24 protein-coding genes are annotated in these 22,935 nt (G+C 69.8%); 14 read left to right on the top strand and 10 right to left on the bottom strand.

Features of this window, described 5'->3' with window-relative positions; translation table 11 throughout:
* Positions 1-51 precede the first annotated feature (51 nt).
* Both ACK41C_RS13070 and ACK41C_RS13065 read left to right on the top strand, forming a co-directional pair.
* The gene (locus tag ACK41C_RS13070; RefSeq protein WP_409655001.1) at positions 52-1,308 is read left to right on the top strand and encodes a cytochrome P450; all 1,257 of its coding nucleotides are present in this window, start codon (positions 52-54) and stop codon (positions 1,306-1,308) included.
* A gap of 61 nt (positions 1,309-1,369) precedes the next feature.
* Positions 1,370-2,200: a phytanoyl-CoA dioxygenase family protein gene (locus ACK41C_RS13065; RefSeq protein ID WP_409654998.1), complete on the top strand. Its 831-nt coding sequence runs from the start codon at positions 1,370-1,372 to the stop codon at positions 2,198-2,200.
* A gap of 256 nt (positions 2,201-2,456) precedes the next feature.
* Here the strand turns inward: ACK41C_RS13065 and ACK41C_RS13060 are convergent, their stop codons facing one another.
* Complete coding sequence (locus ACK41C_RS13060) at positions 2,457-3,188, bottom strand: dienelactone hydrolase family protein (RefSeq protein ID WP_409654995.1); 732 nt, start codon at positions 3,186-3,188, stop codon at positions 2,457-2,459.
* Between the two features lie 80 nt (positions 3,189-3,268).
* On the opposite strand from ACK41C_RS13060, the gene ACK41C_RS13055 reads away from it, so the two are divergent.
* Genes ACK41C_RS13055 through ACK41C_RS13045 form a run of 3 tightly spaced genes read left to right on the top strand, consistent with a single transcriptional unit; the run spans position 3,269 to position 4,892 of the window.
* Complete coding sequence (locus ACK41C_RS13055; protein ID WP_409654993.1) at positions 3,269-3,685, top strand: helix-turn-helix domain-containing protein; 417 nt, start codon at positions 3,269-3,271, stop codon at positions 3,683-3,685.
* Complete coding sequence (locus ACK41C_RS13050; RefSeq protein ID WP_409654990.1) at positions 3,682-4,527, top strand: alpha/beta fold hydrolase; 846 nt, start codon at positions 3,682-3,684, stop codon at positions 4,525-4,527. The genes ACK41C_RS13055 and ACK41C_RS13050 overlap by 4 nt, the downstream gene beginning before the upstream one ends.
* Positions 4,524-4,892: a DUF4180 domain-containing protein gene (locus ACK41C_RS13045; RefSeq protein ID WP_409654987.1), complete on the top strand. Its 369-nt coding sequence runs from the start codon at positions 4,524-4,526 to the stop codon at positions 4,890-4,892. The genes ACK41C_RS13050 and ACK41C_RS13045 overlap by 4 nt, the downstream gene beginning before the upstream one ends.
* Here the strand turns inward: ACK41C_RS13045 and ACK41C_RS13040 are convergent.
* Together ACK41C_RS13040 and ACK41C_RS13035 are read right to left on the bottom strand one after the other, a co-directional pair.
* Complete coding sequence (locus ACK41C_RS13040; RefSeq protein WP_409654984.1) at positions 4,889-5,806, bottom strand: beta-1,6-N-acetylglucosaminyltransferase; 918 nt, start codon at positions 5,804-5,806, stop codon at positions 4,889-4,891. The two genes, ACK41C_RS13045 and ACK41C_RS13040, sit on opposite strands and share 4 nt — an antisense overlap.
* A 71-nt stretch (positions 5,807-5,877) precedes the next feature.
* On the bottom strand, positions 5,878-6,648 hold the full coding sequence (locus ACK41C_RS13035) for an SDR family NAD(P)-dependent oxidoreductase (protein WP_409654981.1): 771 nt from the start codon (positions 6,646-6,648) through the stop codon (positions 5,878-5,880).
* Positions 6,649-6,733: 85 nt separating this feature from the next.
* On the opposite strand from ACK41C_RS13035, the gene ACK41C_RS13030 reads away from it, so the two are divergent.
* Genes ACK41C_RS13030 through ACK41C_RS13015 form a run of 4 tightly spaced genes read left to right on the top strand, consistent with a single transcriptional unit; the run spans position 6,734 to position 11,097 of the window.
* Positions 6,734-8,233, top strand: coding sequence for an FAD-linked oxidase C-terminal domain-containing protein (locus ACK41C_RS13030; RefSeq protein ID WP_409654978.1), 1,500 nt, complete (start codon positions 6,734-6,736; stop codon positions 8,231-8,233).
* The gene (gene glcE, locus ACK41C_RS13025; RefSeq protein ID WP_409654975.1) at positions 8,211-9,275 is read left to right on the top strand and encodes a glycolate oxidase subunit GlcE; all 1,065 of its coding nucleotides are present in this window, start codon (positions 8,211-8,213) and stop codon (positions 9,273-9,275) included. Before ACK41C_RS13030 ends, glcE begins: the two co-directional genes overlap by 23 nt.
* A 5-nt stretch (positions 9,276-9,280) precedes the next feature.
* A complete protein-coding gene (glcF, locus tag ACK41C_RS13020) occupies positions 9,281-10,489 on the top strand; it encodes a glycolate oxidase subunit GlcF (protein ID WP_409654973.1) in 1,209 nt (402 codons plus the stop codon).
* Positions 10,490-10,527: 38 nt separating this feature from the next.
* The gene (locus ACK41C_RS13015) at positions 10,528-11,097 is read left to right on the top strand and encodes a TetR/AcrR family transcriptional regulator (protein WP_409654971.1); all 570 of its coding nucleotides are present in this window, start codon (positions 10,528-10,530) and stop codon (positions 11,095-11,097) included.
* A 6-nt stretch (positions 11,098-11,103) separates the two neighbouring features.
* Here ACK41C_RS13015 and ACK41C_RS13010 read toward each other — a convergent pair whose 3' ends face one another.
* A complete protein-coding gene (locus ACK41C_RS13010; protein ID WP_409654968.1) occupies positions 11,104-11,337 on the bottom strand; it encodes a hypothetical protein in 234 nt (77 codons plus the stop codon).
* A gap of 150 nt (positions 11,338-11,487) precedes the next feature.
* Here ACK41C_RS13010 and ACK41C_RS13005 point away from each other — a divergent pair, with 150 nt between their 5' ends.
* The 4 genes from ACK41C_RS13005 (at position 11,488) to ACK41C_RS12990 (ending at position 15,329) form a co-directional block, all read left to right on the top strand.
* The gene (locus ACK41C_RS13005) at positions 11,488-11,871 is read left to right on the top strand and encodes a hypothetical protein (protein WP_409654966.1); all 384 of its coding nucleotides are present in this window, start codon (positions 11,488-11,490) and stop codon (positions 11,869-11,871) included.
* 101 nt (positions 11,872-11,972) lie between these two features.
* Positions 11,973-12,962 (top strand): aldo/keto reductase, encoded by a 990-nt coding sequence (locus tag ACK41C_RS13000; RefSeq protein WP_409654963.1) that lies wholly within the window; start codon positions 11,973-11,975, stop codon positions 12,960-12,962.
* A gap of 94 nt (positions 12,963-13,056) precedes the next feature.
* Entirely contained in the window at positions 13,057-14,265 is a 1,209-nt protein-coding gene (locus tag ACK41C_RS12995; protein WP_409654961.1) for a parallel beta-helix domain-containing protein, read from the top strand.
* Positions 14,262-15,329: an SO2930 family diheme c-type cytochrome gene (locus ACK41C_RS12990; protein ID WP_409654958.1), complete on the top strand. Its 1,068-nt coding sequence runs from the start codon at positions 14,262-14,264 to the stop codon at positions 15,327-15,329. The genes ACK41C_RS12995 and ACK41C_RS12990 overlap by 4 nt, the downstream gene beginning before the upstream one ends.
* Positions 15,330-15,427: 98 nt before the next feature.
* Here ACK41C_RS12990 and ACK41C_RS12985 read toward each other — a convergent pair whose 3' ends face one another.
* The 4 genes from ACK41C_RS12985 to ACK41C_RS12970 are packed head-to-tail and all read right to left on the bottom strand — an operon-like array spanning position 15,428 to position 20,572.
* Positions 15,428-16,831 (bottom strand): AMP-binding protein, encoded by a 1,404-nt coding sequence (locus tag ACK41C_RS12985; protein WP_409654955.1) that lies wholly within the window; start codon positions 16,829-16,831, stop codon positions 15,428-15,430.
* 39 nt (positions 16,832-16,870) lie between these two features.
* Positions 16,871-18,166: an N-succinylarginine dihydrolase gene (locus ACK41C_RS12980; RefSeq protein WP_409654952.1), complete on the bottom strand. Its 1,296-nt coding sequence runs from the start codon at positions 18,164-18,166 to the stop codon at positions 16,871-16,873.
* Complete coding sequence (gene astD, locus ACK41C_RS12975; RefSeq protein ID WP_409654949.1) at positions 18,163-19,572, bottom strand: succinylglutamate-semialdehyde dehydrogenase; 1,410 nt, start codon at positions 19,570-19,572, stop codon at positions 18,163-18,165. The genes ACK41C_RS12980 and astD overlap by 4 nt, the downstream gene beginning before the upstream one ends.
* Entirely contained in the window at positions 19,559-20,572 is a 1,014-nt protein-coding gene (locus tag ACK41C_RS12970; protein WP_409654947.1) for an arginine N-succinyltransferase, read from the bottom strand. Before ACK41C_RS12970 ends, astD begins: the two co-directional genes overlap by 14 nt.
* Before the next feature lie 112 nt (positions 20,573-20,684).
* Here ACK41C_RS12970 and ACK41C_RS12965 point away from each other — a divergent pair, with 112 nt between their 5' ends.
* Complete coding sequence (locus ACK41C_RS12965; protein WP_409654945.1) at positions 20,685-21,170, top strand: Lrp/AsnC family transcriptional regulator; 486 nt, start codon at positions 20,685-20,687, stop codon at positions 21,168-21,170.
* Here ACK41C_RS12965 and ACK41C_RS12960 read toward each other — a convergent pair.
* Both ACK41C_RS12960 and ACK41C_RS12955 read right to left on the bottom strand, forming a co-directional pair.
* Positions 21,151-22,392 (bottom strand): hydrolase, encoded by a 1,242-nt coding sequence (locus ACK41C_RS12960; RefSeq protein ID WP_409654943.1) that lies wholly within the window; start codon positions 22,390-22,392, stop codon positions 21,151-21,153. The two genes, ACK41C_RS12965 and ACK41C_RS12960, sit on opposite strands and share 20 nt — an antisense overlap.
* A gap of 40 nt (positions 22,393-22,432) precedes the next feature.
* On the bottom strand, positions 22,433-22,912 hold the full coding sequence (locus ACK41C_RS12955) for an Lrp/AsnC ligand binding domain-containing protein (protein WP_409654940.1): 480 nt from the start codon (positions 22,910-22,912) through the stop codon (positions 22,433-22,435).
* Positions 22,913-22,935: the final 23 nt, after the last annotated feature.

Here is a 22,935-nt window from a genome sequence, read left to right as displayed (position 1 = left end):
ATTTTCGGGTGGAAACGTACCAAGCCGCAGAACCATCGGGAGGACCGGGACATGAGCGACGGCAATATCGATCTCGCCAAGGACGCCCGGGCCCGGGCCTACGCCACTCCGCTGGACCAGCTCAACCCGGCCCAGCCCGCGCTCTTCCAGGCCGACCAGATGTGGTGGAACTTCGAGCGGCTGCGCAAGGAGGACCCGGTCCACTTCACCGCCGAGAGCGAGTACGGGCCCTATTGGTCGATCACCAAGTACAACGACATCATGGCGGTGGATACGAACCACCAGGTGTTCTCGTCCGAGCCCGGCATCACCATCGCCGAACAGCAGGGCGACCAGGGGCCCCTGCCCATGTTCATCGCCATGGACCCGCCCAAGCACGACGTGCAGCGCAAGACGGTCAGCCCCGCCGTCTCGCCGGTGAACCTCGCCAAGCTCGAGCCGCTGATCCGCGAACGGGCCGCCAGGATCCTCGACGAGCTGCCGATCGGCGAGGAGTTCGACTGGGTCGACAAGGTGTCGATGGAGCTGACGGCGATGACCCTCGCCACCCTGTTCGACATCCCGCAGGAGGACCGCCGTCGGCTGACCTACTGGTCCGACGTGGTGACCGCGGTTCCCGGCCAGGGCCTGATCGACACCCTCGAACAGAAGATGCAGATCTTCGTCGAGTACCACGCCTACTTCACGAACATCTGGAACCAGCGGGTCAACGCCGAACCGAAGGACGACCTGATCTCCATGCTGGCCCATGGCGAGGCCACCCGGAACATGGAGCCGCGCGAGTATTTCGGGAACGTCGTGCTCCTCACCGTCGGCGGCAACGACACCACCCGCAACACTATCTCCGGTTCGGTCTATGCGCTGAACAAGAACCCCGACCAGTACAAGAAGCTGCGCGAGAACCCGGGCCTGATCCCGTCCATGGTCTCCGAGACGATCCGCTGGCAGACCCCGCTCGCCCACATGCGCCGGCGCGCCACCCAGGACATCGAGTTTGGGGGCAAGCTGATCCGCAAGAACGACAAGGTCGTCATGTGGTACGTCTCCGGCAATCGCGACGACGAGGTCATTGAGCGGCCGAACGACTACATCATCGACCGCGAGCGGCCGCGGAACCACCTGTCGTTCGGCTTCGGCATCCACCGCTGCGTGGGCAACCGCCTGGCCGAGCTGCAGCTCAAGATCGTCTGGGAAGAGATCATGAAGCGCTTCCCCGAGATCGTCCTGATCGAGGAGCCCAAGCGCGTCTACTCCACCTTCGTGAAGGGCTATGAGTCCATGAAGGTGGTGATCCCGAAGCGGGCCTGACGCCCTGGACTTTCCGCAAGGTCGGCCTGCTAAGGTCCTCCCAAAGGCAAGGGAGGACCGCATGGACAGGCTTTCCGGCGGCTTCGACCTCGATGCGCATGCCGAGCGGCTGCGCGTCGAGGGCTTCACGGTCATCGAGGACTTCGCCACGCCGGAAGACCTGGCCGAGGCGCGCGAGGCCCTGCGCCCTCACCTCGGCTCGCATCGCGGGCGCAACGCCTTCGAGGGCTTCACCACCGAACGGGTCTATACGCTGGTCGCCCGCGGGGCGGTTTTCGAACGCCTGACCGCCGAGCCGCGGCTGATGGCCCTGCTCGAACGTTTCCTCCAGCCGGGCTTCCTGCTGACCGCCAGCCAGGCGATCTGCATCCATCCGGGCGAGGCCGCCCAGGCCCTGCATACCGACGACGGCTTCTATCGCCAGCCGCGGCCGAGGCCGGCCATCAGCTATTCGGTGATCGTGGCGGTCGACGAATTCACCGAGACCAACGGGGCCACAGACATCATACCAGGCAGCCATGCCTGGAGCGATGCGGAGATCGCAGCCCTCGACCCGGCGGAGGCCTTGAAGCTCGCGCGGCCGATGGTCATGCCGGCCGGCGCGGCCGTAGTGTTCGCCGGGACGCTGGTCCACCGCGGCGGGGCCAACCGCAGCGATGCGCCGCGCCTGGCCTTCACCAACCAGTATTGCGAGCCCTGGGCGCGCACCCAGGAGAACTTCTATCTCGGCGTCCCGCGCGAACAGGTGAAGGCGATGAGCCCGCGCTTGCAGGACCTCCTCGGCTACAACATCTGGCCGCCCTTCATGGGCCAGGTAACCGGCTCCCACCCGCTGAAGAGCCTGGAGGACGGCTGGACCACGCCCGTGACGCGGCAGGCTGGAAGCTCCTAGATCCACCGCCTCAATTCTCCTCTCCCGCTTGCGGGAGAGGACAGGCCGCCAGGCCAGGTGAGGGCGAGCGGGCGAAGCCTGCGAGGGCGGCGGAGCCGCTGGCGCCGACAGGCGCCAATCTTCAGACGCGGTAATTTGGCGCCGCTTCGCGACGCCCGCCTTACGGCGGCCTCGGCTGCGCCTCGCCCTCACCTGCCCTTCGGGCATCCTCTCCCGCCAAGCGGGAGAGGAAAGAATGGGCGGCCTGGCCTCCGAGCTAACCCAGGTTCCGCCGATAGAGCGCGATCAGGCGTTCCCAATGCCGTTCGGCGGCCGCCTTGTCGTAGACCGCCCGCTGCGGGAAGGCGAAGCCGTGTTGCGTGCCGGGATAGAGCTCCACCTCGGCGTTCACCTCGCCCGTCTTCAGGGCGGCGTCCAGGGCCTCCACCGTCTCCGGCGGCGCCCACCGATCGGTCTCGGCGCAGGCGAAATAGAGCTCTGCGCTCGCCTTGGAGGCCACGATGTGCGGGCTGTCGGCCTTGTCGGTGACGAGCTGGGTTCCGTAGATCGAAGCGGCCGCGCCGATCCGCGCCGGATAGCGGGCCGCGGCGTTGATCGCGTACTGGCCGCTCATGCAGTAGCCGAGGCAGCCGGCCTGGCCGTCCGAGGCCGCCGGATCGGCGTCGGCGTAGTCGAACAGGGCGTCGGCGTCGGACATCACCTTGGGGATGTCGATGGAATTCATCAGGGCGAACATCCGCTTGCGCTCGGGATCGGCGAGGTCTTCGGCCCCAAGCTCCAGTACGCCGGAGCGGTAGTAGAGGTTCGGCAGCATCACATAGTAGCCGCAGGTCGCCAGACGGCGCGCCATGTCGCGCAGCTCCTCGCGGATCGCCGGCGCGTCCATGAAGAACAGGACCACCGGATGCGGCCCGCCCCGCTCCGGGTGCACGACGAAGGTGGTGGTGGTTCCGTCGCGGGTGGGGATTTCCACGGTGCGCTCGATCATCTACAGGTCCTCAAGATTCCCATTGACTCCCAATTTTCGCCGTGAAATGGAATTTTACGGATCAATTGGGAATCTCTGCTATGTCCGAAGAATTCTACACGGTCGAACATGCCGCGGAGCGCCTGAAACTGCATCCCAAGACGGTGCTGCGGCTGATCCGCGAAAGCCGGTTGCGGGCGACGAAGGTCGGGAAATCCTATCGCATCCTGCGCTCCGACCTCGACGGCTTCGCCGGCGTTCCGCCGCGGCCTGCGGCTCCCGCCGCGCGCGTCACGGCCATCGTGGACGTGCCCGAGGTGGACGCTGAGGCAGCAGGTCGCCTGGCCGCGCTCTTGGGCGGCGCGCGGATGGGCGCCGAAGCGCACCCCGAACCCATGAGCGTCGACATCGCTCACGATCCTGCCCGGCGCGCCGCCAAGGTGGTGATGGTCGGAGCGCCCGGCGACGTGGCCGCCATGCTGCGCATGACCGAGGCCTGGCTGGCGGGGCGGCCGTGACATCGATCTATCGCTCGCCGGAAGGCGAACGCCTGCTGAAGGACGCCTATGGCCGGATGCTGAGCCTCTGGCCGGTCCCCCACGAGACTCTGCGCGTCCCGACCCGGCAGGGGGAGACCTTCGTCGTCGCCTGCGGCGAGGCCGGGAGGCCCGCTCTCATCCTCCTGCATGGCGCGGCTTCCAACGCCGCCGCCTGGTTGGGCGACGTGGCCGTATGGGCGGCGACTCATCGGGTCTTCGCCGTCGACATCGTGGGCGAGCCGGGATTCAGCGCCGCCTCGCGTCCGGATACGACCGGCCCGGCCTATGCCGAGTGGCTGGACGAGGTGCAGGACGGCCTCGGCGTCGGGCGCGCCGCCTTCGGCGGCATGTCGATGGGCGGCTGGATCGCGCTGGACTACGCTATTCGCCGGCCGCGGAGGGTGGAGAAGCTGGTCTTGATCGCGCCCGGCGGCCTGGGGCGCACAAGGCTGGGCTTCCGGCTGCGGGGGCTGGTGCTGAGGATCGGGGGCTCGTGGGGGCGCGAGCGGCTGCTCGCCGCCATCGGGCGCACCGGCATGCCGGCTCAGGTGGTCGACTATCTGCGCCTGATCTTCACCCATTTCCGGCCCCGCGCGGGCGGGTTCCGGCCGTTTCCCGACGCCGCGCTGCGCCAGCTTGCCATGCCGATCCTGCTTATCGTGGGCGCCAGGGACGAAGCCATCGATTCCGCCGACAGCCGGCGACGGCTGTCCCGCGCCGTCCCGCAGGCCGAGATCGTCGAGCTTCCGGAGGCCGGGCATGTCGTCACCGGCCAGGCCGAGCGGATCGCCGCGTTCCTCATCGAGGGCGCGACGACATGACCTGGACCCTCGCCGAGTTGGGCGGCCAGCGAGCCCTCCTCTGCCACCCGGAAGCCCCGGTCATCGCCACCCGGCGCGAGGCGGGCGATCTGATCGGCGAGGCGCTGGGCGCCGGCGCCTCGCTGGTGGTCGTTCCGAAAACACGCCTGCCCGCAGAGTTCTTCCGCCTGGCTTCGGGCCTGGCGGGGGAGGTGCTGCAGGCCTTCGTGAACTACCGCATCGGCGTGGCGATCATAGGCGACCTCGGCGAGGAACTCGCCGGCAGCGCGCCCTTACGCGACTTCGTCCGCGAGGCGAACCGCGGCCGGGAGGTCAGGTTCGCCGCCGACCTTGAGGCGCTTCGGTCGGCGTTCGGCGCGGATTAGGCGGCCCTGGCCGCCTCCGAGCCGGCGTCCAGCGCGTCCATCAGCGGCGCGGAGACGTCCGGGTCCATCTTGCGGGCGAAGAGCGCGCCGCTGGCGCGGATGTCGGGGAGATCGGCCAATGTCAGTATGCGCGGTTCGTCGGCGTCCAGGGCGTCGAAGGCGACATAGGTGACCCCGGCCAAGGCAGGATGCCAAGCCTCCGGGCCGGTGGTCGCGTCCTGCACGATCCGTTCGGCGTGCGAAGAGGCCTTAAGGAGCGTCTGGAAGACCATCTCATCGGGGGTGCGCGCGAAGCGGAACGACGCCAGGCGACGGGGCTGCGCCTCGACGGCCGCAAGCGCTTCCTCCAGGGTCGGCCGGGTCAGCGCCCACCATTGCGGGCCATAATGGACCGCCAGGCCGTGGCGGCGGCGCGGCGCCAGGGCTTCGAGCCGGCGTGCGAGCTGCGAGGGGCGATAGCGCCCTGTCCTGGGATTTAGCAGAGCGTTGTCGCCAAGATAGAGGCGATTGGCGCAGCGATCGAACCATCCCTCGCCCTCCGGATCCAGGACGCGATCGATGCGAATGTGCTCGGCGTCGCCCGCTAAGGCCGCAAGGATCTCGCGAACCGGACGTGTGGGGTAGTGAGCGCCGGACAGGAGAACGAACCGCTCGGCCTCAGGCGCCTCCGCCAGGGCGAAGCGGATGAGTTCGAATGTCGCCCGCACCATGCTGAACCCGCCCCAGTGGACGGCCACGCGACGGGCGTCGGGCAAGAACCGCGCGCCGTCCACCACGGCGTGGAACGGCGGCGCGGCCGCCTTGCGATCCACATGGATGAAGATGTCGGACATCGGCGACCGCAGCCGGTCGACCAGCCGCGCCAACTGCTCCGGCCGATGATGCGCCAGGATGAGAAACGCCGTTCGGCCCATGACCGCCCCCAAGCTGCACAACGAGGTGCCTGGAGGCGGCCGGCTGCAATCCTAAGGCCACGCTTGGGCGGTCAGAAGTTGACGCGGCTGGAGATCGCCCCGTCCACCAGCAGATTGACGCCGGTGGTGAAGGCCGACCGGGGGCTGGCGAGAAAGACGGTCGCCGCAGCGATCTCCTCCGGCGTCGCCATCCGGCCGGTGGGATTGCGCTTGATCATCTGGGCGAAGAAGTCGGGCATGTGGTCGCGCACATTGCCCCACACCCCGCCGTCGAACAGCACCGTTCCGGGCGAAATCACGTTGCAGCGCAGATGCTTGGCGGCGTTTTCTCGCGCGACGCCCTTGGCGTAGTGGATGAGGGCCGCCTTCATCGCCCCATAGGCCGAGGCGCCGGTGGCCTCCGCGGCCGAAACCGAGGAGGTGATCAGGAAGGCCGCGTCGCCGCGTTCGGCGGCGGCGGATTCCAGGAATGGCCTGGCCGCTTCGAAGGTGCGCACCGCGCCCAGCATGTCGATCTCGAACATCGCCTGCCAGTCGGCCTCGGCGCTTCCTTGTACGAGGGCCGAGGCGTTGGAGACCAGAATGTCGATCCCGCCCAGGGTCTCGCCCGCTTCCTTCACGAAGGCCTTAAGGGCGGGCCCGTCGGCGATGTCGACCGCCCTGCCCCAGGCGTTCACACCCTTGGCTTTCAGGTCGGCCACGGCCGCCTCGACCTGATCGGCGTTGCGGGCGCAAATGGCGACGTCGCAGCCTTCCTCGGCCAGCAGGTCGGCGATGGCCCGACCGATGCCGCGCGTGGCGCCCGTGACCACCGCCTTCTTGCCCTTCAGTTGCAGGTCCATTCCGTCCTCCCGTTCGTTTGCGCGGCCTGTTGTAGCGCCTTGTCCGGTTGACGCCACCGGCGGCGGCGGACCAAGGTCGCGCCGCATGCTCGACCGCTTCGATCCCCGTCTGGACGCGGACTTCCCGCCGGTCGACCGCCAGCGCCTGATCGGCGCGCTTCGCCAGGTTCTGCCGAAGGGCGCCTTGCTCACCGAGACCGAAGCTCTACGGCCCTACGAGACCGACGGCCTGGCCGCCTACCGCTCCCTGCCCGGGGTCGTCGCGCTGCCGCATACGGTGGAGCAGGTGCAGGCGATCCTTCGGACCTGCTGCGAACTGGGCGTGCCGGTGGTGGCGCGCGGCGCAGGCACAGGGCTCTCCGGCGGCGCCCTGCCCTTTCCCGGCTGCGTGCTCCTGAGCCTCGCGCGCTTCGACAAGATCCTGGAGATCGACGCGGACGCCCGCACCGCTCGCGTGCAGCCGGGGGTGCGCAACCTCGCCATCTCCCAGGCCGTGGGGCCGCTGGGGTTCTTCTATGCGCCCGACCCGTCGTCGCAGATCGCCTGCTCGATCGGGGGCAACGTGGCGGAGAACGCCGGCGGCGTGCATTGCCTCAAGTACGGCCTGACGCTGCACAACATCCTGAAGCTGGAAGTCGTCACCATCGAGGGCGAGCGGCTGACGATCGGATCGGAGGCGCTGGACGCGCCTGGCTTCGACCTCCTCGCCCTGATGACCGGGTCGGAGGGCCTGCTGGGCGTGGTGACCGAGGTGATGGTGAAGCTGACCCCGCTGCCGGAAACGACCAGCGTCATGCTGGCGGCCTTCGACTCCGTGGAACGCGCCGCGGCCGCCGTGGCCGACATCATCGCCGCCGGCTGCATCCCGGCGGGGCTGGAGATGATGGACGGCCCGGCGCTCCGGGCGGCCGAGGATTTCGTGCGCGCCGGCTATCCGCGCAACGCCGCAGCGATCCTGCTGTGCGAACTGGACGGGGCGGCCGCCGACGTGGCCGAAGAGGCCGGGCGCATCTCGCAGATCCTCCACACCGCCGGCGCGGTGGAGGTTCGCCTGGCCGCCGACGAGGCCGAGCGCGCCCGGTTCTGGGCTGGACGGAAGAATGCTTTCCCCGCCGTCGGCCGCATCGCGCCGGACTATTACTGCATGGACGGCACCATTCCGCGGCGGGCGCTGCCCCAGGTGCTGACCGAGATCGGGCGGCTGGCGGAAAAGCACGGCCTGGCCGTGGCCAACGTCTTCCATGCCGGCGACGGCAACCTGCACCCGCTGATCCTCTACGACGCCAACCGGGAGGGCGACATCGCCAAGGCCGAGGCGCTGGGCGGCGAGATCCTGGAGCTCTGCGTCGCGGTGGGCGGGACGATCACCGGCGAGCATGGGGTCGGCCGCGAGAAGATCGACCAGATGTGCGTGCAGTTCGGCGCGGCCGAGATCGAGACCTTCTTCGCCCTCAAGCGCGCCTTCGATCCCGGCGGCCTGCTGAACCCCGGCAAGGCGATCCCGACTCTCAACCGCTGCGCCGAGTTCGGGCGCATGCATGTCCACCGGGGGGAGCTTCCGTTTGCCCACCTCCCCCGCTTCTGACCTCACTGACGCCGACCAGGCGGGCGAGCTCGCGGACAGGATCGCGCAAGCCGCGGCCGCCGCGCGGCCATTGCGTATCGTCGGCGGCGGCACGCGCGCCGCCTATGGCCGCCCCGTTGCGGGCGAGCCGCTGGAGGTCGCCGGGCACCGGGGGGTCGTCGCCTACGATCCCAGCGAACTGGTGATCACCGCCCGGGCCGGCACGCCTGTGGCCGAGATCGAGAGGGCGCTGGCCGCCCAGGGTCAGATGCTGGCCTTCGAACCGCCGGCGTTCGGGCAGGGCGGAACCGTCGGCGGCATGGTGGCGACCGGGCTTTCCGGCCCGCGGCGGCCGTTCTCCGGCGCGCTGCGGGACCATGTGCTGGGGGCGAAGATCCTGGACGGCCGCGGCCGGACGCTCAGCTTCGGCGGCACGGTGTTCAAGAACGTCGCGGGCTTCGACGCCTTCCGGCTGATGGCGGGATCGTTGGGATGCCTGGGCGTGATCCTGGAGGTCTCGCTGCGGGTCTTCCCGAGGCCGCGGGCCGAGGCGGCCCTGGCGTTCGAACTTCCAGGCGAAAGCGCGCGCCTCCGGACCGTGGAGCTGATGCGCCGGCCCCTGCCGCTGTCAGGCGCCTTCCACGACGGCGAGCGGCTGCACCTGCGGCTCTCCGGGGGCGAGGCGGCGGTCAGGGCGGCGCAAGCCGAACTGGGCGGGGAGGCGGAAGACCTTTCGCTCTGGACCGCCGTCCGCGACCTCGCCCATCCGCGCCTGCGAGCGCCGGTCCTGTGGCGGATCTCCACGCCGCCGACGGCGCGCCTGCCCTTCCCCACCCTCTGGGACTGGGGCGGCGCCCAGCATTGGCTGCCAGCCCAAGAGGTCGATCCAGCCGTCTGGGGCGCCGCCCAGGCCGTGGGCGGTCACGCCGCGCTGGTGCGGGGCGGATCGGATCGGATCTTCCAACCCCTGCCGGAGGCCCTGTTCGCCCTGCACCGGCGGATAAAGGCGGGGCTCGACCCGGCCGGCGTGCTCAATCCCGGCCGCATGTACGAGGGGCTCTGAAACGGATGCAGACGACGATCCGGGGCCCCATCGCCGGAACCGAGGCCGCCCGCGTGGCCGAGGAGGCTTTGCGCGCGTGCGTCCATTGCGGCTTCTGCAACGCCACCTGCCCCACCTACCAGCTCACCGGCGACGAGCTCGACGGACCCCGCGGGCGGATCTACCTGATGAAGCAGGCCCTGGAGGGGGAGCCGGTCTCGGAGATCAGCCTCAACCACCTGGACCGCTGCCTCTCCTGCCGCTCCTGTGAGACCACCTGCCCCTCGGGCGTGCAGTACCATCGTCTCTACGACGTAGGACACCAGCTGGTCGCCGAGGCCGCGCCACGCGGCTGGGGCGGGCGGCTGTTGCGATGGGCGATCCGCAGGGCGACCACCAGCGCCCTGTTCGGCCTGGCCCTGAGGGTCGGTCGATGGCTCCGGCCGCTGCTGCCGCAGGCCCTGAGGGCCAAGGTGACGCCCAGGATCGAGCCTGGGCCATGGCCGAAGGCGCGGCACGCGCGCCGCGTACTGATGCTGGGCGGCTGCGTGCAGGCGAGCGCCGCACCGCACTTCAACGCCGCCGCGGCGCGGGTGCTGGACCGTGGCGGCGTGGAGAGCCTGGAGATCGCGGGCTGCTGCGGTGCGGTCCACTTTCACCTGGACGCGCCCGAGGCCGCCCGCGCCGCGGCCCGGCGTAACCTGGACGCCTGGCGCCCGCATCTGGAAAGCGGCGCCCAGGAGATCGTGATCACCTCCAGCGGCTGCGCGACTTTCGTGCGCGACTATCCCGACGTGCTCCGCGACGATCCCGACTATCTGGAACTCGCCCGCGCGGCGGCCGCACTGGTGCGGGATCCGGTGGAGGCGATCTCGGCCGCCGCCCTGCCCATCCGCCGCGCCCCGGCGGAGCCGAGGATCGCGGTGCACGAGCCCTGCACCCTGCAGCACGGCCTGCGCCTGACCGGCAGGATCGCCGAGCTTCTGCGCGGCCTCGGCTACGATCCCCAGCCGGTGGCGGACAACCATCTCTGCTGCGGTTCGGCCGGCGCCTATTCCCTGCTGCACCCAGAGATGGCCGGCGAGCTGAAGCGGGCGAAGCTGCAAGCCCTGAACGCCGCCTCTCCGGCGGCGATCTACACGGCGAACATCGGCTGCTGGATGCATCTGGCGGACGGTTCGCCGGCGCCTGTGCGTCACTGGATCGAGGCCGTGGACGACGTCACACGCCCCTGAGGGCTTGACAGATCGCACCTGCGGCCTTGTGTGAGCCGATGCTCACCGAGACGCACAGCACCAAGGACAAGCTGCTGCGCGCGGCCCTGACCCTGGTCGCCCGCGACGGGTTCGGCGCGGCCACCACAGCGGCCATCGCCGCAGAGGCCGGGGTGGCCGAGGGCACGCTCTACCGCCACTTCCCGTCGAAGGACGACCTCTTCATCGAGGCCTATCGACGGCTGAAGGGCAAGGTGTTCGAGGCGATCAGCGCCGGCGAGGACGGCGATGAAGCGCCGGAGGCGCGGCTGAAGCGCGTCTGGCGCACGCTCTACGAGACCTATCGCGGGGATCAGGACGCCTTCATGTTCGGCCAGAGGTTCGCGGAGTCGGCGCTTTCGAAGCGCGAGGGCGGCGCGGCCCACGAGGCCATCGCCGGCGCCGTGGGGCGGCTGCGCCAGGCCGGCGTCTCCAAGGGCGTTTTCAAGGACCTGCCGGGCGACCTGATGGCCAACCTGTTCTTCGCGCCGGTGGGCTACATGCTCAAGAGCGAGCTCAACGGCCGGCGCTGGACCGACGCCGAGCTCGACCAGGCCGCCGAGGCGGTGCTCGACGCCTGGCGCCGCTGAACGGGGTCAGTGGAGCTTGGCCAACGCCAGCTCAGGCTCGCGGGGCAGACTGTAGGCGCGCAGATTGGCCGGCAGGCGCATGGCCGCACGAGTGGCTTCCCGCATGGAGTCGAAGGTCGTCGCCGCACCGGGGTCGTCCACCCACATGGCTTGGCCGAGCGGGGTGAGCAGCAGATAGCTGTCGCGCGGATCGGCGACCGACTGGGTGCGGGTGACGAGGGCGGCGTGAGCAGCGGGCATGTGGGCCTCCTGATGCGATGGCGGCGACCATCGGGCGCCGGCGGAGACTGCGCCATTCGGGGCGTTCCCTTACGGCCCCGCCCCTAAGTAGCGCTACTTAGGGAAACGACCGGGCTGTCGAGGGCGCGCGCCCAAGCCTATGCCTGGAGCATGATCCGGCTATGGACAGCTCTTGCAGCGGCCGCAGGCCTGGCGTTCGCCGCCTCCGCCGCCCAGGCCAGCCCCTGCCGCGGCGAGGCGCCGGAGGTGGGCGCCAGCCTTCGCGGACCGGTTCTGCATGTCGAGGACGGCGAGCGGCTGTGCGTCGCCCGGGGTTTCGATCAGACCCAATGGATCGAACTTCGGCTGGAGGACACGCCGGCCGATTCCGCCCGAGGGACGCTGATGGCGGCGGCCTTCGCCCAGGACGTGGACTGCCGCATCACAGCGATAGGCCCGGACGGTCCCATGGCGGCCTGCACTCTACGCAACCGCCCCCTCGGCCGCCTCCTGCGCAAGCCTTCCATCCTCAAGGCCGGCCTCGCCTGGCGCTGAACGGCGTTCGTCCGGCTTGACGCCAGCCGGGGCGGGTTCTATGAAGAGATTGTGAGTGAGTGCTCACATCCCCCACAAATCGCGCCTGCGGAGATCTCCCCATGATCCGTCGTCAAATGGGCCGTGGAGGCCCCGAAGTGAACGCCATCGGCCTGGGCTGCATGGGCATGTCCGCCGCCTATGGCGAGCCCATGGAGACCAATGAGGCGGTGAAACTGCTGCACGCGGCCCTGGATCGCGGCGTCGACCACTTCGACACAGCGGAACTCTACGGCTTCGGCGCCAACGAAACCCTGCTGGGCGAGGCCTTCCACGACCGCCGGGAAAAGGCCTTCATCGCCACCAAGTTCGGCCCGATCGGCAACCTGGCCGAACGCACCGTCCGCGGCGTGGACGGCTCGGAAGCCAATATGCGCCGAGCCATCGAGCAGTCGCTGCGGCTGCTGCGCACGGACTACGTCGACCTCTACTACCTGCACCGCAAGGACCCCTCGCGGCCCATCGAGGAGACGGTCGAGGCGATGGCCAAGCTCGTCCAGGAAGGCAGGGTCAGGGCGATCGGCCTTTCGGAGGTGAACGCCGAGACCCTCCGCCGGGCGCAGGCGGTTCATCCCATCGCCGCCGTGCAGTGGGAGTACTCGATCTTCACACGCGACGTGGAGGCCGAGGTGCTGCCGCTGTGCTGGGACACGGGCGTCACGCTGGTGGCCTACTCCCCGCTGGGACGCGGCATGCTGACCGGCGCCTTCACCCGAGACCGGCGCCCGGAAGGCCAGGACTATCGCGCAGTGGTCTCGCCCCGCTTCCAGGGCGAGGCCTATGAGGCCAACCTTCAGCTGGTGGAGGAGCTGGGCCGGGTGGCCGAGGCCCGGGGCGCGACCCCGAGCCAGGTGGCTCTGGCCTGGGTGCTGGCCTCCAAACCCAATGTGGTGACCATTCCGGGCACCACCAAGCTCGCCAACCTGGAAGCCAATCTGAAGGCCGCCGACGTCACGCTCACCTCCGAGGAGATGGCCCGGCTCGACGGCCTCGCCGACAAGGTGAAGGGCACGCGCTACGACGAACGCGGCATGACCCTCGTCAACGCCTGAGGCTATCGCCGCCGTTCCGTTGATTTCCGCAAGGGAACGGCGGCAACCTCCCGCTAGAACATGGGCGCGAGTCAGACGCCCGCGGGAGGATGTCATGAGATTGCTCGCCTTGAGCCTTGCGGCGCTTGCCGCCGCCGCGACGGCGCAGGCCAAGACCATCGCCGTAGGCCCCGGGCCAGACGCCCAGGAGCGGGTGCAGACCGCGCTGCTCGACGCCCAGCCCGGCGACGTGGTGATGCTGGAGGCCGGCCGCTACGAGTTCACCGACGGCCTGTCGCTGGACGTGGAGAACGTCACGGTGAAGGGCGCGGGGCCCGACAAGACCGTGCTGTCCTTCGCCGGACAGAAGGGCTCGGGCGAAGGCCTGCTGATCACCTCCAACCGCGTCACGGTCCGCGATCTGGCGGTGGAGGACACCAAGGGCGACGGGCTGAAGTCCAAGGGCGTGGACCGGATCAGCTTCGTCAACGTGCGGGTGGAATGGACCGGCGGTCCGAAGCCGACCAACGGGGCCTATGGCGTCTATCCAGTCTCTTCGACAAACGTCCTGATCGACGGGGCGGTGGTGCGCGGCGCGTCCGACGCCGGCATCTATGTGGGTCAGTCCAAGAACATCGTCGTCAAGAACAGCCGCGCGGAGTTCAACGTCGCCGGCATCGAGATCGAGAACTCGATGAGCGCCGACGTGTTCGACAACGTCGCCACGCGCAACACCGGCGGGATTCTGGTGTTCGACCTGCCCAACCTGCCGCAGATGGGCGGCCACTCCACCCGGATCTTCCGCAACAAGGTGGTCGACAACGACACGCCGAATTTCGCCCCGCCGGGCAACATCGTCGGCAATGTGCCGGTGGGCGCCGGTGTGATGATCCTGGCCAATCGCGACGTGCACGTGTTCGACAACGAGATCGACGGCAACCAGACCGCCGCGGTGATGCTGGTGGCCTACAGCCAGGATTTCGACGATGCGACCTACAACCCCCTGCCCCGCGACGTGACGATCCGCGACAACCGGCTGGGGCGCAACGGCTGGAAGCCGGCCTTCCCGGGCGGCGAGATGCTGGCCCAGGCGCTCGGCGGCGGCCTGCCGCCGGTGCTGTGGGACGGGGTGACCCGCTATGAGGGCCGCTCCGATCCGGTGCGCATCCACGTCAAGGACGCCGGCGTCGTGAACCTGAACCTGCCCAAGCCGGGCGCGACCGATCAGGCCAATCCCTCGGTCGCGCAAGGTATGGGCGAGCCCCTGCCGGAACCTGCGGCCGTGGTGCTGCCGGCCGACCAGCTGGCGTCTGGCGCATCTTGAGGCGGATTCTCGCCTGGCTGGCGGCGGGGGTCGCGGCCTTCTCGCTGACCGGCGCGGCGCCGCCCGAGCCGGTGGCCCTCGATCTGCTGCTGGCCCCGGCGCCGGCGCAGAAGCTGTCGGACTACCGCCTGTTCGTGGATGCGGGCGGGCGGCGGCCGAACGCCGGCGTCACGCCCTATACGATCAACACGCCGCTCTTCAGCGACTACGCCGAGAAGCACCGCTTCGCCTATCTGCCGGCGGGAACCCACGCCGCCTATGCCGAAACCGGCGTGCTGGACTTTCCGGTGGGGACGACCCTGGTCAAGACCTTCGCCTATCCGGCGGATTTCCGGCGGCCGCAGGAGAAGGTTCGGTACGTCGAGACCCGCCTGCTGATCCGCAAGGCCAGCGGCTGGGCGGCCACGGCCTATGTCTGGAACGAGGATCAGACAGAGGCGGTGCTCAAGCGTGCAGGCGCGCGCCTCGACATCGCCTTCGTGGACGACAAGGGCCGGCGGCGCGAGGTCGACTACGCCGTGCCGAACGTCAACCAGTGCAAGGAATGTCACTCCAGCTCCGGCGTGCTGACGCCCATCGGGCCGAAGGCGCGGAACCTGAACGGCGCCTTCGACTATCCGGCCGGGCGGGAGAACCAGCTCGCCCACTGGACGCGGCTGGGCCTTCTGGAAGGCGCTCCGGGGCCGGATGCGGCCCCGCGGACGGCTGTGTGGGACGATCCGGCCGAGCCCGTGGCGGCGCGGGCCCGGGCCTATCTCGACGCAAATTGCGCCCACTGTCACAGCCCAGCCGGCATGGCGAGCAATTCGGGCCTGTTTCTGGAGCTGGAGGAAACGGGCCCCGCCGCCCTGGGGATCGGTAAGCGCCCGGTGGCGGCCGGACGGGGTTCGGGTGGGCTGGAGGTCTCCATCGCGCCGGGCCGGCCCGAAGCCTCGATCCTGCACTACCGGATGGCCTCGTCCGAACCTGGCGTGATGATGCCGGAGCTCGGCCGTTCGCTGGTGCACGAAGAGGGGCTGGATCTCGTGCGGGCCTACATCGCCGCCCTGCCCGCGCAGCCTTAGAGCGAAATCTGATTCACTTAGTTCGGATTTCGCTCAAGACACTTTGAATTTAGAGCATTTTCTTCGCCGAACCGGCGTCCACTTCGGCGGAAAATGCTCTAGGCGAAGGCGTCAGCAAAGCGGTCACGCAACAGGTTCTTCTGCACCTTGCCCATGGCGTTGCGGGGCAGTTCGTCGACGAAGAACACCCGCTTGGGCGACTTGTAGGCGGCAAGCCGTTCGCGCGCCTGGGCGATCAGGTCGGCCTCGCGCCCTTCGCCGATCACCACCGCCACCACGCCCTCGCCGAAGTCCGGATGCGGCGCGCCGATCACCGCGCTCTCCACCACGCCGGGCAGTTCGTCCAGCACCAGCTCCACTTCCTTCGGATAGACGTTGTAGCCGCCCGAGATGATCAGGTCCTTGGCGCGGCCCGAGATCCACACCCGCCCGTCAGGGTCCTTGCGGCCGACGTCGCCCGTGACGAAGAAACCGTCCGCGGTGAACTCCTCGGCGGTCTTTTCGGGCATGCGCCAGTAGCCGGAGAAGACGCTGGGCCCGCGGATCTCGATGACGCCGGTCTCGGCCCCGCCGCCGATCCGCAGTTCCACGCCCGGCAAGGGATAGCCGACGCTGCCGGCGATGCGCTCGCCCCGCAGCGGGTTGGTGGTGATGATCACCGCCTCGCTCATGCCGTAGCGCTCGAGGATGGGCTGGCCGGTACGCTCTTCGAACTCGAGGAAGGTCGACTCCAGCAGGGGGGCGGAGCCGGAGACGAAGAGCCGCATGTGGCTGGCCCGCTCGCGCGTGAAACCCGGATTGGCCAGGAGCCGGGTGTAGAAGGTCGGCACGCCCATCATGACGGTGGATTTCGCCAGCCCCTCCAGCACGGCGTCGTCTTCGAACCGGGCCAGCCAGACCATCGGGCAGCCGGACAGGAAGGCGCAGTGCAGGGCGACGAAGAGGCCGTGCACATGGAAGATCGGCAGGGCGTGCAGCAGCACGTCGTCCGGCGAGAAGCCCCAGGCCTCGTGAAGGGCCAGGGCGTTGGCGGTCAACGCGCCGTGGGTCAGCATGGCCCCCTTGGACCGTCCGGTCGTGCCGCTGGTGTAGATGATCGCCGCCAGATCGGATGCGCTGCACGCCACGGCGGTCTCCAGGGGCGGTGCGTCGGCGGCCTCGGCGACGAAAGCCTCGGCGTCGGTCAGGAAGAGCGCCGGCTCGGCGTCGGCCAGGAAGTATTCCACCTCCGACGGCGTGTAGGCGGTGTTCAGCGGCAGGAAGACCGCACCGGCCTTCAAGGTCGCGAGATAGACCGCCACCGCCTGCCAGGTCTTGGGCGCCTGCAGCGCCACGCGGTCACCGGCGCCGACGCCTTTGCGGACCAGATGGCCGGCGGTCTGCGCGACGGCCACCTCCAAGTCGCCATAGGAGATCGCCGCCTCGCCGAGCCGAATGAAGCAGGGCTGGGCGCGGTCGGCAGGGAAGCGGGCGGCGAGGATGTCGTAGAGGTTCTCGGACATGGCGCCGGTGTATCGCCGACGCCGCCGGATATCGAGGGTTCAGAGCCGCGGCGCGTCCGCAAAGCCTTCGATCAGTTTCTCCAGCGACGCGTGAGCGGCCAAGGCCTCGGACCACAGCGCCGGATCGGCGAGATCGTCGGGCGCAATCGCCTCCGGCCAGCGGGCCTCCACCAGCCGCATCAGCGCCTCCCAGCGCGCGGCGTTCAGCAGGTAGCGCCGGTCCATCCCCTGCAGCGCCGCGGCCGAGACGGGCACGCGCAGGCGCAGACACGCCGGACCGCCGCCATTGCGCATGCTTTCGCGAACGTCCACCACCACCGCTCGGTTGATGGGGTTGTTCGCCGCAAGGATCGTCTCCACCGCCCGCCAGACCGAGGGCGTCTCGCAGCTCTCGGCCGGCAGGATCAGCGCCATGCCGCCTTCGGGCAAGCTCACAAGCTGGGAGTTAAAGAGGTAGGAGGAGACGGCCTCGGCGAGGCTGACACCCTCGGTCTCCACGACGTGCAGGCCCGGGAGCCGGCGGGCGAGTTCGTCGAACAGACCCTCGCGGTCTTCGAACGCCTCGGGATGGGCCAGCAGCACGGTTTCGTTGGCCACGGCGACGACGTCGTTGTGGAAGGCGCCGGACTGCACAGCCGCCATGCCCTGCAGGGCGAAGACCGGATCCTGCACCCCGCCCAGCCGGGCTGCGGCCTCGCTCGCCCGGCGGCTCTGGCGTTCGGGAAAGGCGCCGCCGCGCGGTTCGCCGTGGACGAAGACGTTCACGCCCCTCGCCCCGTGGTCGGTCGCCAGGCGCATGTGGTTGGCCGCCCCCTCGTCGGAGAAGTGGCGGCCCGCCGGCAAGGGGGCGTGGACCGCAAAATGCTCAGGATCGCGGAAGATCCGTGACAGCAGGGCGTAGGTCTCCTGGGCCTCCAGGCTGCGGTGGAGCATGCTGGCGAGATTGGCGACGACCAGGTGCGTGCGGCCGTCCGCCGTGTCCGGCGCGGCCAGCACGGTGGCCGCGTTGGCGCGCCACATGCTGGAAGCCGAGCAGGCGGCGCGGAAGAGGGCAAGATCCTCGGCGGCCGCAGCGCCCAGCACCTCGGCCTCGGAGCCTCTGAAGCCATAGGCCCTTAGCGCGTCGGCCGCCGGCCGGCGCGGCGGCGGCAGGAAGCCCTGCGGAACGCCCAACTCCATCAGCACCCGCATCTTCTCCAGGCCCTGGAGGGCCGCCGCGCGGGGATAGGCGACCTCGCCATAGTTGGTCTGGGAGGCCACATTGCCGGGCGATAGACCCGCATAGTTGTGGGTCGGCCCCACAAGGCCGTCGAAATTGACCTCGACGAAGCTCACCCCAGGAGCCCCGTGGAGATGCGGAACTCAGGCCGGTCGGCCTCCAGGCTCGCCACCGGATAGGCGCAGTAGTCGGCGGCGTAGTAGGCGCTGGGGCGGTGGTTGCCCGACAGGCCCGGCCCGCCGAACGGGGCCGTGGAGGCCGCGCCGGTGGTGGGGCGGTTCCAGTTGACGATGCCGGCCCGGACCTCGGCCCAGAACCGATCGTAGAGCTCCGGATCATCGCTGATGAGGCCGGCGGCCAGGCCGAAGCGGGTGTCGTTGGCGATGGCGACCGCCTCGTCCCAGTCGCGGGCGCGGTAGAGCTTCAGAAGCGGCCCGAAATGCTCCTCGTCCTCGATCTTCAGGCCGGTGACGTCGATGAGGCCTGGCGACAGCAGGGGCGCCTGAGCGTGCAGCGGGCGAAGTTCGCGGATCGGGGCGCCGCCCAGACGCGACTGGGCGGCCAACAGCGCCTCGGCGCTCGCCCGGTCAACGACCGGACCCATGAACGGCTGGGGCTCTTCGAAAGGCGCACCCACGCGCAGGCGGTCGATCACCGAAGTCAGGGCCTCGACGATCCGTTCGCCCTCCGGACCTTTCGGGACGACCAGCCGCCGGGCGCAGGAGCAGCGCTGGCCGGAGGAGACATAGGCCGACTGGACGATCAGATGGGCGGCCGACTCGGCGTCCGCGGCGTCCCACACGACCAGCGGATTGTTGCCGCCCAGCTCGAGCGCCAGGATCTTCTGGGGCTGGTCGGCCAGGGCCCTGTGGATCGCCCGGCCGGCCGCCACGCCGCCGGTGAACAGCACGCCGTCGGTCTGCGGATGCCCCACCAGCGCGCGGGCGATCTCGGCCCCGCCGGTGACGGTTTGCAGCACCGCGTCCGGGACGCCCGCCTCGCGCCACAGCTCGGCCAGCAGAGCGCCGCTGCCGGGCGTCTTGTCGCTGGGCTTGAAGATCACCGCGTTGCCGGCCAGCAGGGCGGGCGCGATGTGCCCGTTGGGCAGGTGCATGGGGAAGTTGAAGGGGCCGATCACCGCCAGCACGCCGTGGGGGCGGTGCGCCAGCCGGGCGCGGGCGCCGGCCGCCTGCCCTTCCCGCTCCCCGGCGCGCTCGGCCTGGGCGGTGATTGAGACCTCGATCTTGGCGGCGACGCTGTCGGCTTCCGTCAGGGTCTCCCAGAAGGGCTTGCCGGTCTCGCGGGAGATCAGCCGCGCCACCTCCTCCCGCCTGGCCTTGACCAGGGCGGCGAAGGCGCGGGCGACCTCGATCCGCGCTTCGAGCGGGCGGTGGGCCCAGTCGCGGAAACCGGCCCGCGCCCGGCGCAGGACCTCGTCCAGCGCCTCGGGCGCCGTCGCCGGGCCGCGCCAGACGACCTCGCCGGTGCAGGGGTCGGTGGAAGCGACGTCAGAAAGCGACATGGCGCACCTCGTCTCCCTTCGAAATCTGCAGCGCCTCGGCAAGTTCCGGGCTGACGACCAGGCCCTCGCTGCTGGGCGCGCAACGTCCCCGAGCCGCGCGGAAGGCTTCGCCCGAGCCCTTGGAGACCAGGAGGTCGTGTCCCTCCTCGTAGCTCTCCACACCGGCGACGCGCGAAGTCCGCCGCTCGCGCACCGCCTTCAGCTGGTCGATGTCGGCCGCCAGGGTCGGGCCGCCGTCGAAGATGTCGATGCAGCCCTCGAAGCGGAAGCCCTCCTCCTCGAGCAGGGCCTTCGCGCGGCGGCCGTCGGGATGACACGCCCCGACCGCCTTCGCGGCTTCCGGCGGCAGGAGGTTGAGATAGATCGGGTATTTCGGTCCGAGATCAGCGATCACCTGCTTGCCCGGTCCGACGCTGAGCCGGTCGGCCTCGGCGAATTCCATGTCGTAGAACGGCTTGGCGACGCCCTCCCAGAAGGGGAAACGGCCCTCTTCGTCCTGATAGCCGCGCAGTTCGGAGATCACACGGTCGGCGAACCAGTCCCGATGCTCGGCGATGAAGAGATAGCGGCTGCGGGCCATCAGCCGACCGGCGCCGGCATGGCGATGATCCGGGCTGAGGAACAGGCCGCCCACCTCGGCGCAGCCGTCATACTCGTTCACCGGCGTCAGCAGGACGTTCTCCATCGATTTCCCCAGCGCCTGGGAGGTCTGCCGCAGGCGGCTGATCCGATAGCTGTAGAAGGGAAAATCGACGCCGATCGCCGGGAAGACGCAGCCCGTGCCGACCACTCGTCCCTCATGTTCCAGGACAAGCACGAGCTGGGCGCCGGTGCGCGCGGGCCTTTCGAGCAGCGCCTCGCTGGCCGCGAGCAGGCGCGAAAGCTTGTCGCCGCAAGGCGGCAGATTGGTCATGCCGAGCCCGGCCTGGCGGGCGAGCGCCAGGAGCCCGTCCAAGTCCGTTCGCCGTGCGGGGCGAACGAAGGTCGCGCCGACCGTCATCGATACCTCCGCAGAATCGTCGATGGGAAGAGGCTTATTGTGTTAGGGATTGCGCCGAAGTGGCGGCGGAACCTCGAGGGGCGCGCCGCAGGATATGCGGAGGAGCTGGAGCATGGGCGCACGACCTGCGCTGGATCGTCAGGACCTGAAGATCCTATCCATCCTGCAGGCCGAGGGGCGGATCACCAACCAGGCGCTCGCCGACCGGGTGGCGCTTTCGCCAAGCGCTTGCCTCGCCCGCGTCCGGCGGCTCGAGGCCGAGGGCCTGATCCTCGGCTACCACGCCCGGCTCGATGTGGAGCGGATCCGGCCGACCGTGACGGTCTATGGCGAGGTGACCCTGAAGAGCCATCGCCCCGCGGACCTGCTGGTCTTCGAGGCGGCCTTGGCGGAGATCCCGGAGGTCGTCGAGGCCGCCCAGGTCAGCGGCCCCTTCGACTACCTCATCAAGGCGGTGACGCCCGACATCCGCGCCTGGGGGGAGCTGGCCGACCGGCTGCTCCAGGAAGGGCTGGGCGTCGACAAGATCGCCTCGCACATCCTCATGAAGGAGGCCAAGCCCTATCGGGGGACGCCGGTCACCCCATCATCGACCTGATCTCGGCCGCCGGGATCTCACCGGTGGCGAATTTGGCCAGCACCAGCGCCGAGAGCTGAGCACGCTCCACGAAGCTGTCGGGCCAAGCGTATTCGGCTTCCGAGTGGATGTCGCCGCCGCGGACCCCCAGGGTGTCGATGTTCGGAAGGCCCGCAGCGAACAGGTTGTTGCCTTCGCACACCCCGCCGGAGGACGCCCAGGCGATCTCCTGGCCGATCAGGGCGCCGGCGTCGCGAACTGCGCCGAAGAGCGCCTGCTGGGCGGCGTTGAAGGGCTTGGCTGGCCGGGTGAAGCCGCCGTGCAGCTCCGCGGAGACGCCGTCCGCCGCCGTAGCGGCCACGGCGGCCTGTACGAAGTCGAGCGCCCACGCTCCGGCTTCGGCGTCCGGCAGGCGGATGTTGAAGCGGACCACCGCGAGGTCCGGCACCACGTTCAGCGGCCCACCGCCGTCGATCCGGACGATGTTCAGGGTCAGTCCCTCCCGGCGGCCGTTCGCGGAGGCCAGGCGCACGGCGAGGTCGGCCGCGGCGGCCACCGCGTTGCGCCCGGAGGCGAAGTCGCGGCCCGCATGGGCGGCCCGCCCGCGAACGACCACGTGGAAATTGCCCGATCCCTTGCGTTCGGCCGCCAGCTTGCCCTCCGCCATGGCCGGCTCGTAGGTCATGCCGACATGCCCGAGGCGCCCCAGCTCGGCCAGCAGCGGAGCCGAGGCCAGGGAGCCGATTTCCTCATCGGGCGAGAGCAGCACGCGGTAGCCGAGGTTGCGGGCGGCCGGATGATGTTCGAACGCCGCCAGCGCGCCCAGCATCACGCTGATCCCGCCCTTCATGTCGGCCAGGCCTGGTCCGTTCAGGGCGCCGTCGGCGCGGGGGACCACGCGGGTGAAGCTGCTGCCAGCCGGATAGACGGTGTCGTAATGGCCGGTCAGGACAACCTGCACCGGCGCCTCGGGGCGCACGGTCAGGCGTAGGGCGGGCGTGTGGGCTTGGGCCTTCGTCTCGCCATCCGGACCCACCTCCAACGAGTCAGCCAGGGGGATGCTCTCCACTCGCCCCGGCAGTTCGGCCATGACGGGTTCCAGGGCGGCGCGCTGGTGTTCCAGGCCCTCCAGGTTGCGGCTGCCGGAGCCGATGGCGCACCAGGCGATCGCGCGCCGGAGGAGATGGTCGCCCTCGGCGTCCAGACGGTCGAGGACGGCGGAGTCTTGCGGATCGAGCCTCATGCGCGCGAGCCTCGCCCCGAACGCCGGATCGGCGCAAGCCTTAGAGCGGAAGTTCGGTGACCGACTTCACCTCCTCCAGGACGGCGTAGGTGCGCGTCTCCCTCACGCCAGGCATGGCCACCAGCACGTCGCCCAGGAAACTGCGATAGGCGGCCATGTCGGGCAGGCGCGCCTTGATGAGGTAGTCGAAGCCGCCGGCCACCATGTGGCACTCCAGGATCTCGGGCGTGCGCCGGGCGGCGGCGGCGAATTCCGCGAAGGTGTCGCCAGTGGTGCGATCGAGCTGAACCTCCACGAAGATCAGCAGGGCGCGGCCCACCGCGCGCGGGTCGAGCTGGGCGGCGTAGCCCTGGATCACCCCGCGCTCGCGCAGGCGCCGGACCCGCTCGGAGCAGGCCGAGGGTGAGAGATTGCATCTCTGAGCCAGATCGAGATTGCTGATCCGGCCGTCGCGCTGCAGTACACGCAGGAGCCGGCGGTCGACATCGTCGATCTGGGTTTCGTTCGCTGGATCAGGCATGGTGCGACCATTCGTGCGGCGAA

This window comes from Phenylobacterium sp., from assembly GCF_046290725.1.
Classification (GTDB): domain Bacteria; phylum Pseudomonadota; class Alphaproteobacteria; order Caulobacterales; family Caulobacteraceae; genus Phenylobacterium.
Note: the sequence above shows the minus strand (reverse complement) of the source record. Positions and strands in the feature narration are given on the sequence as shown.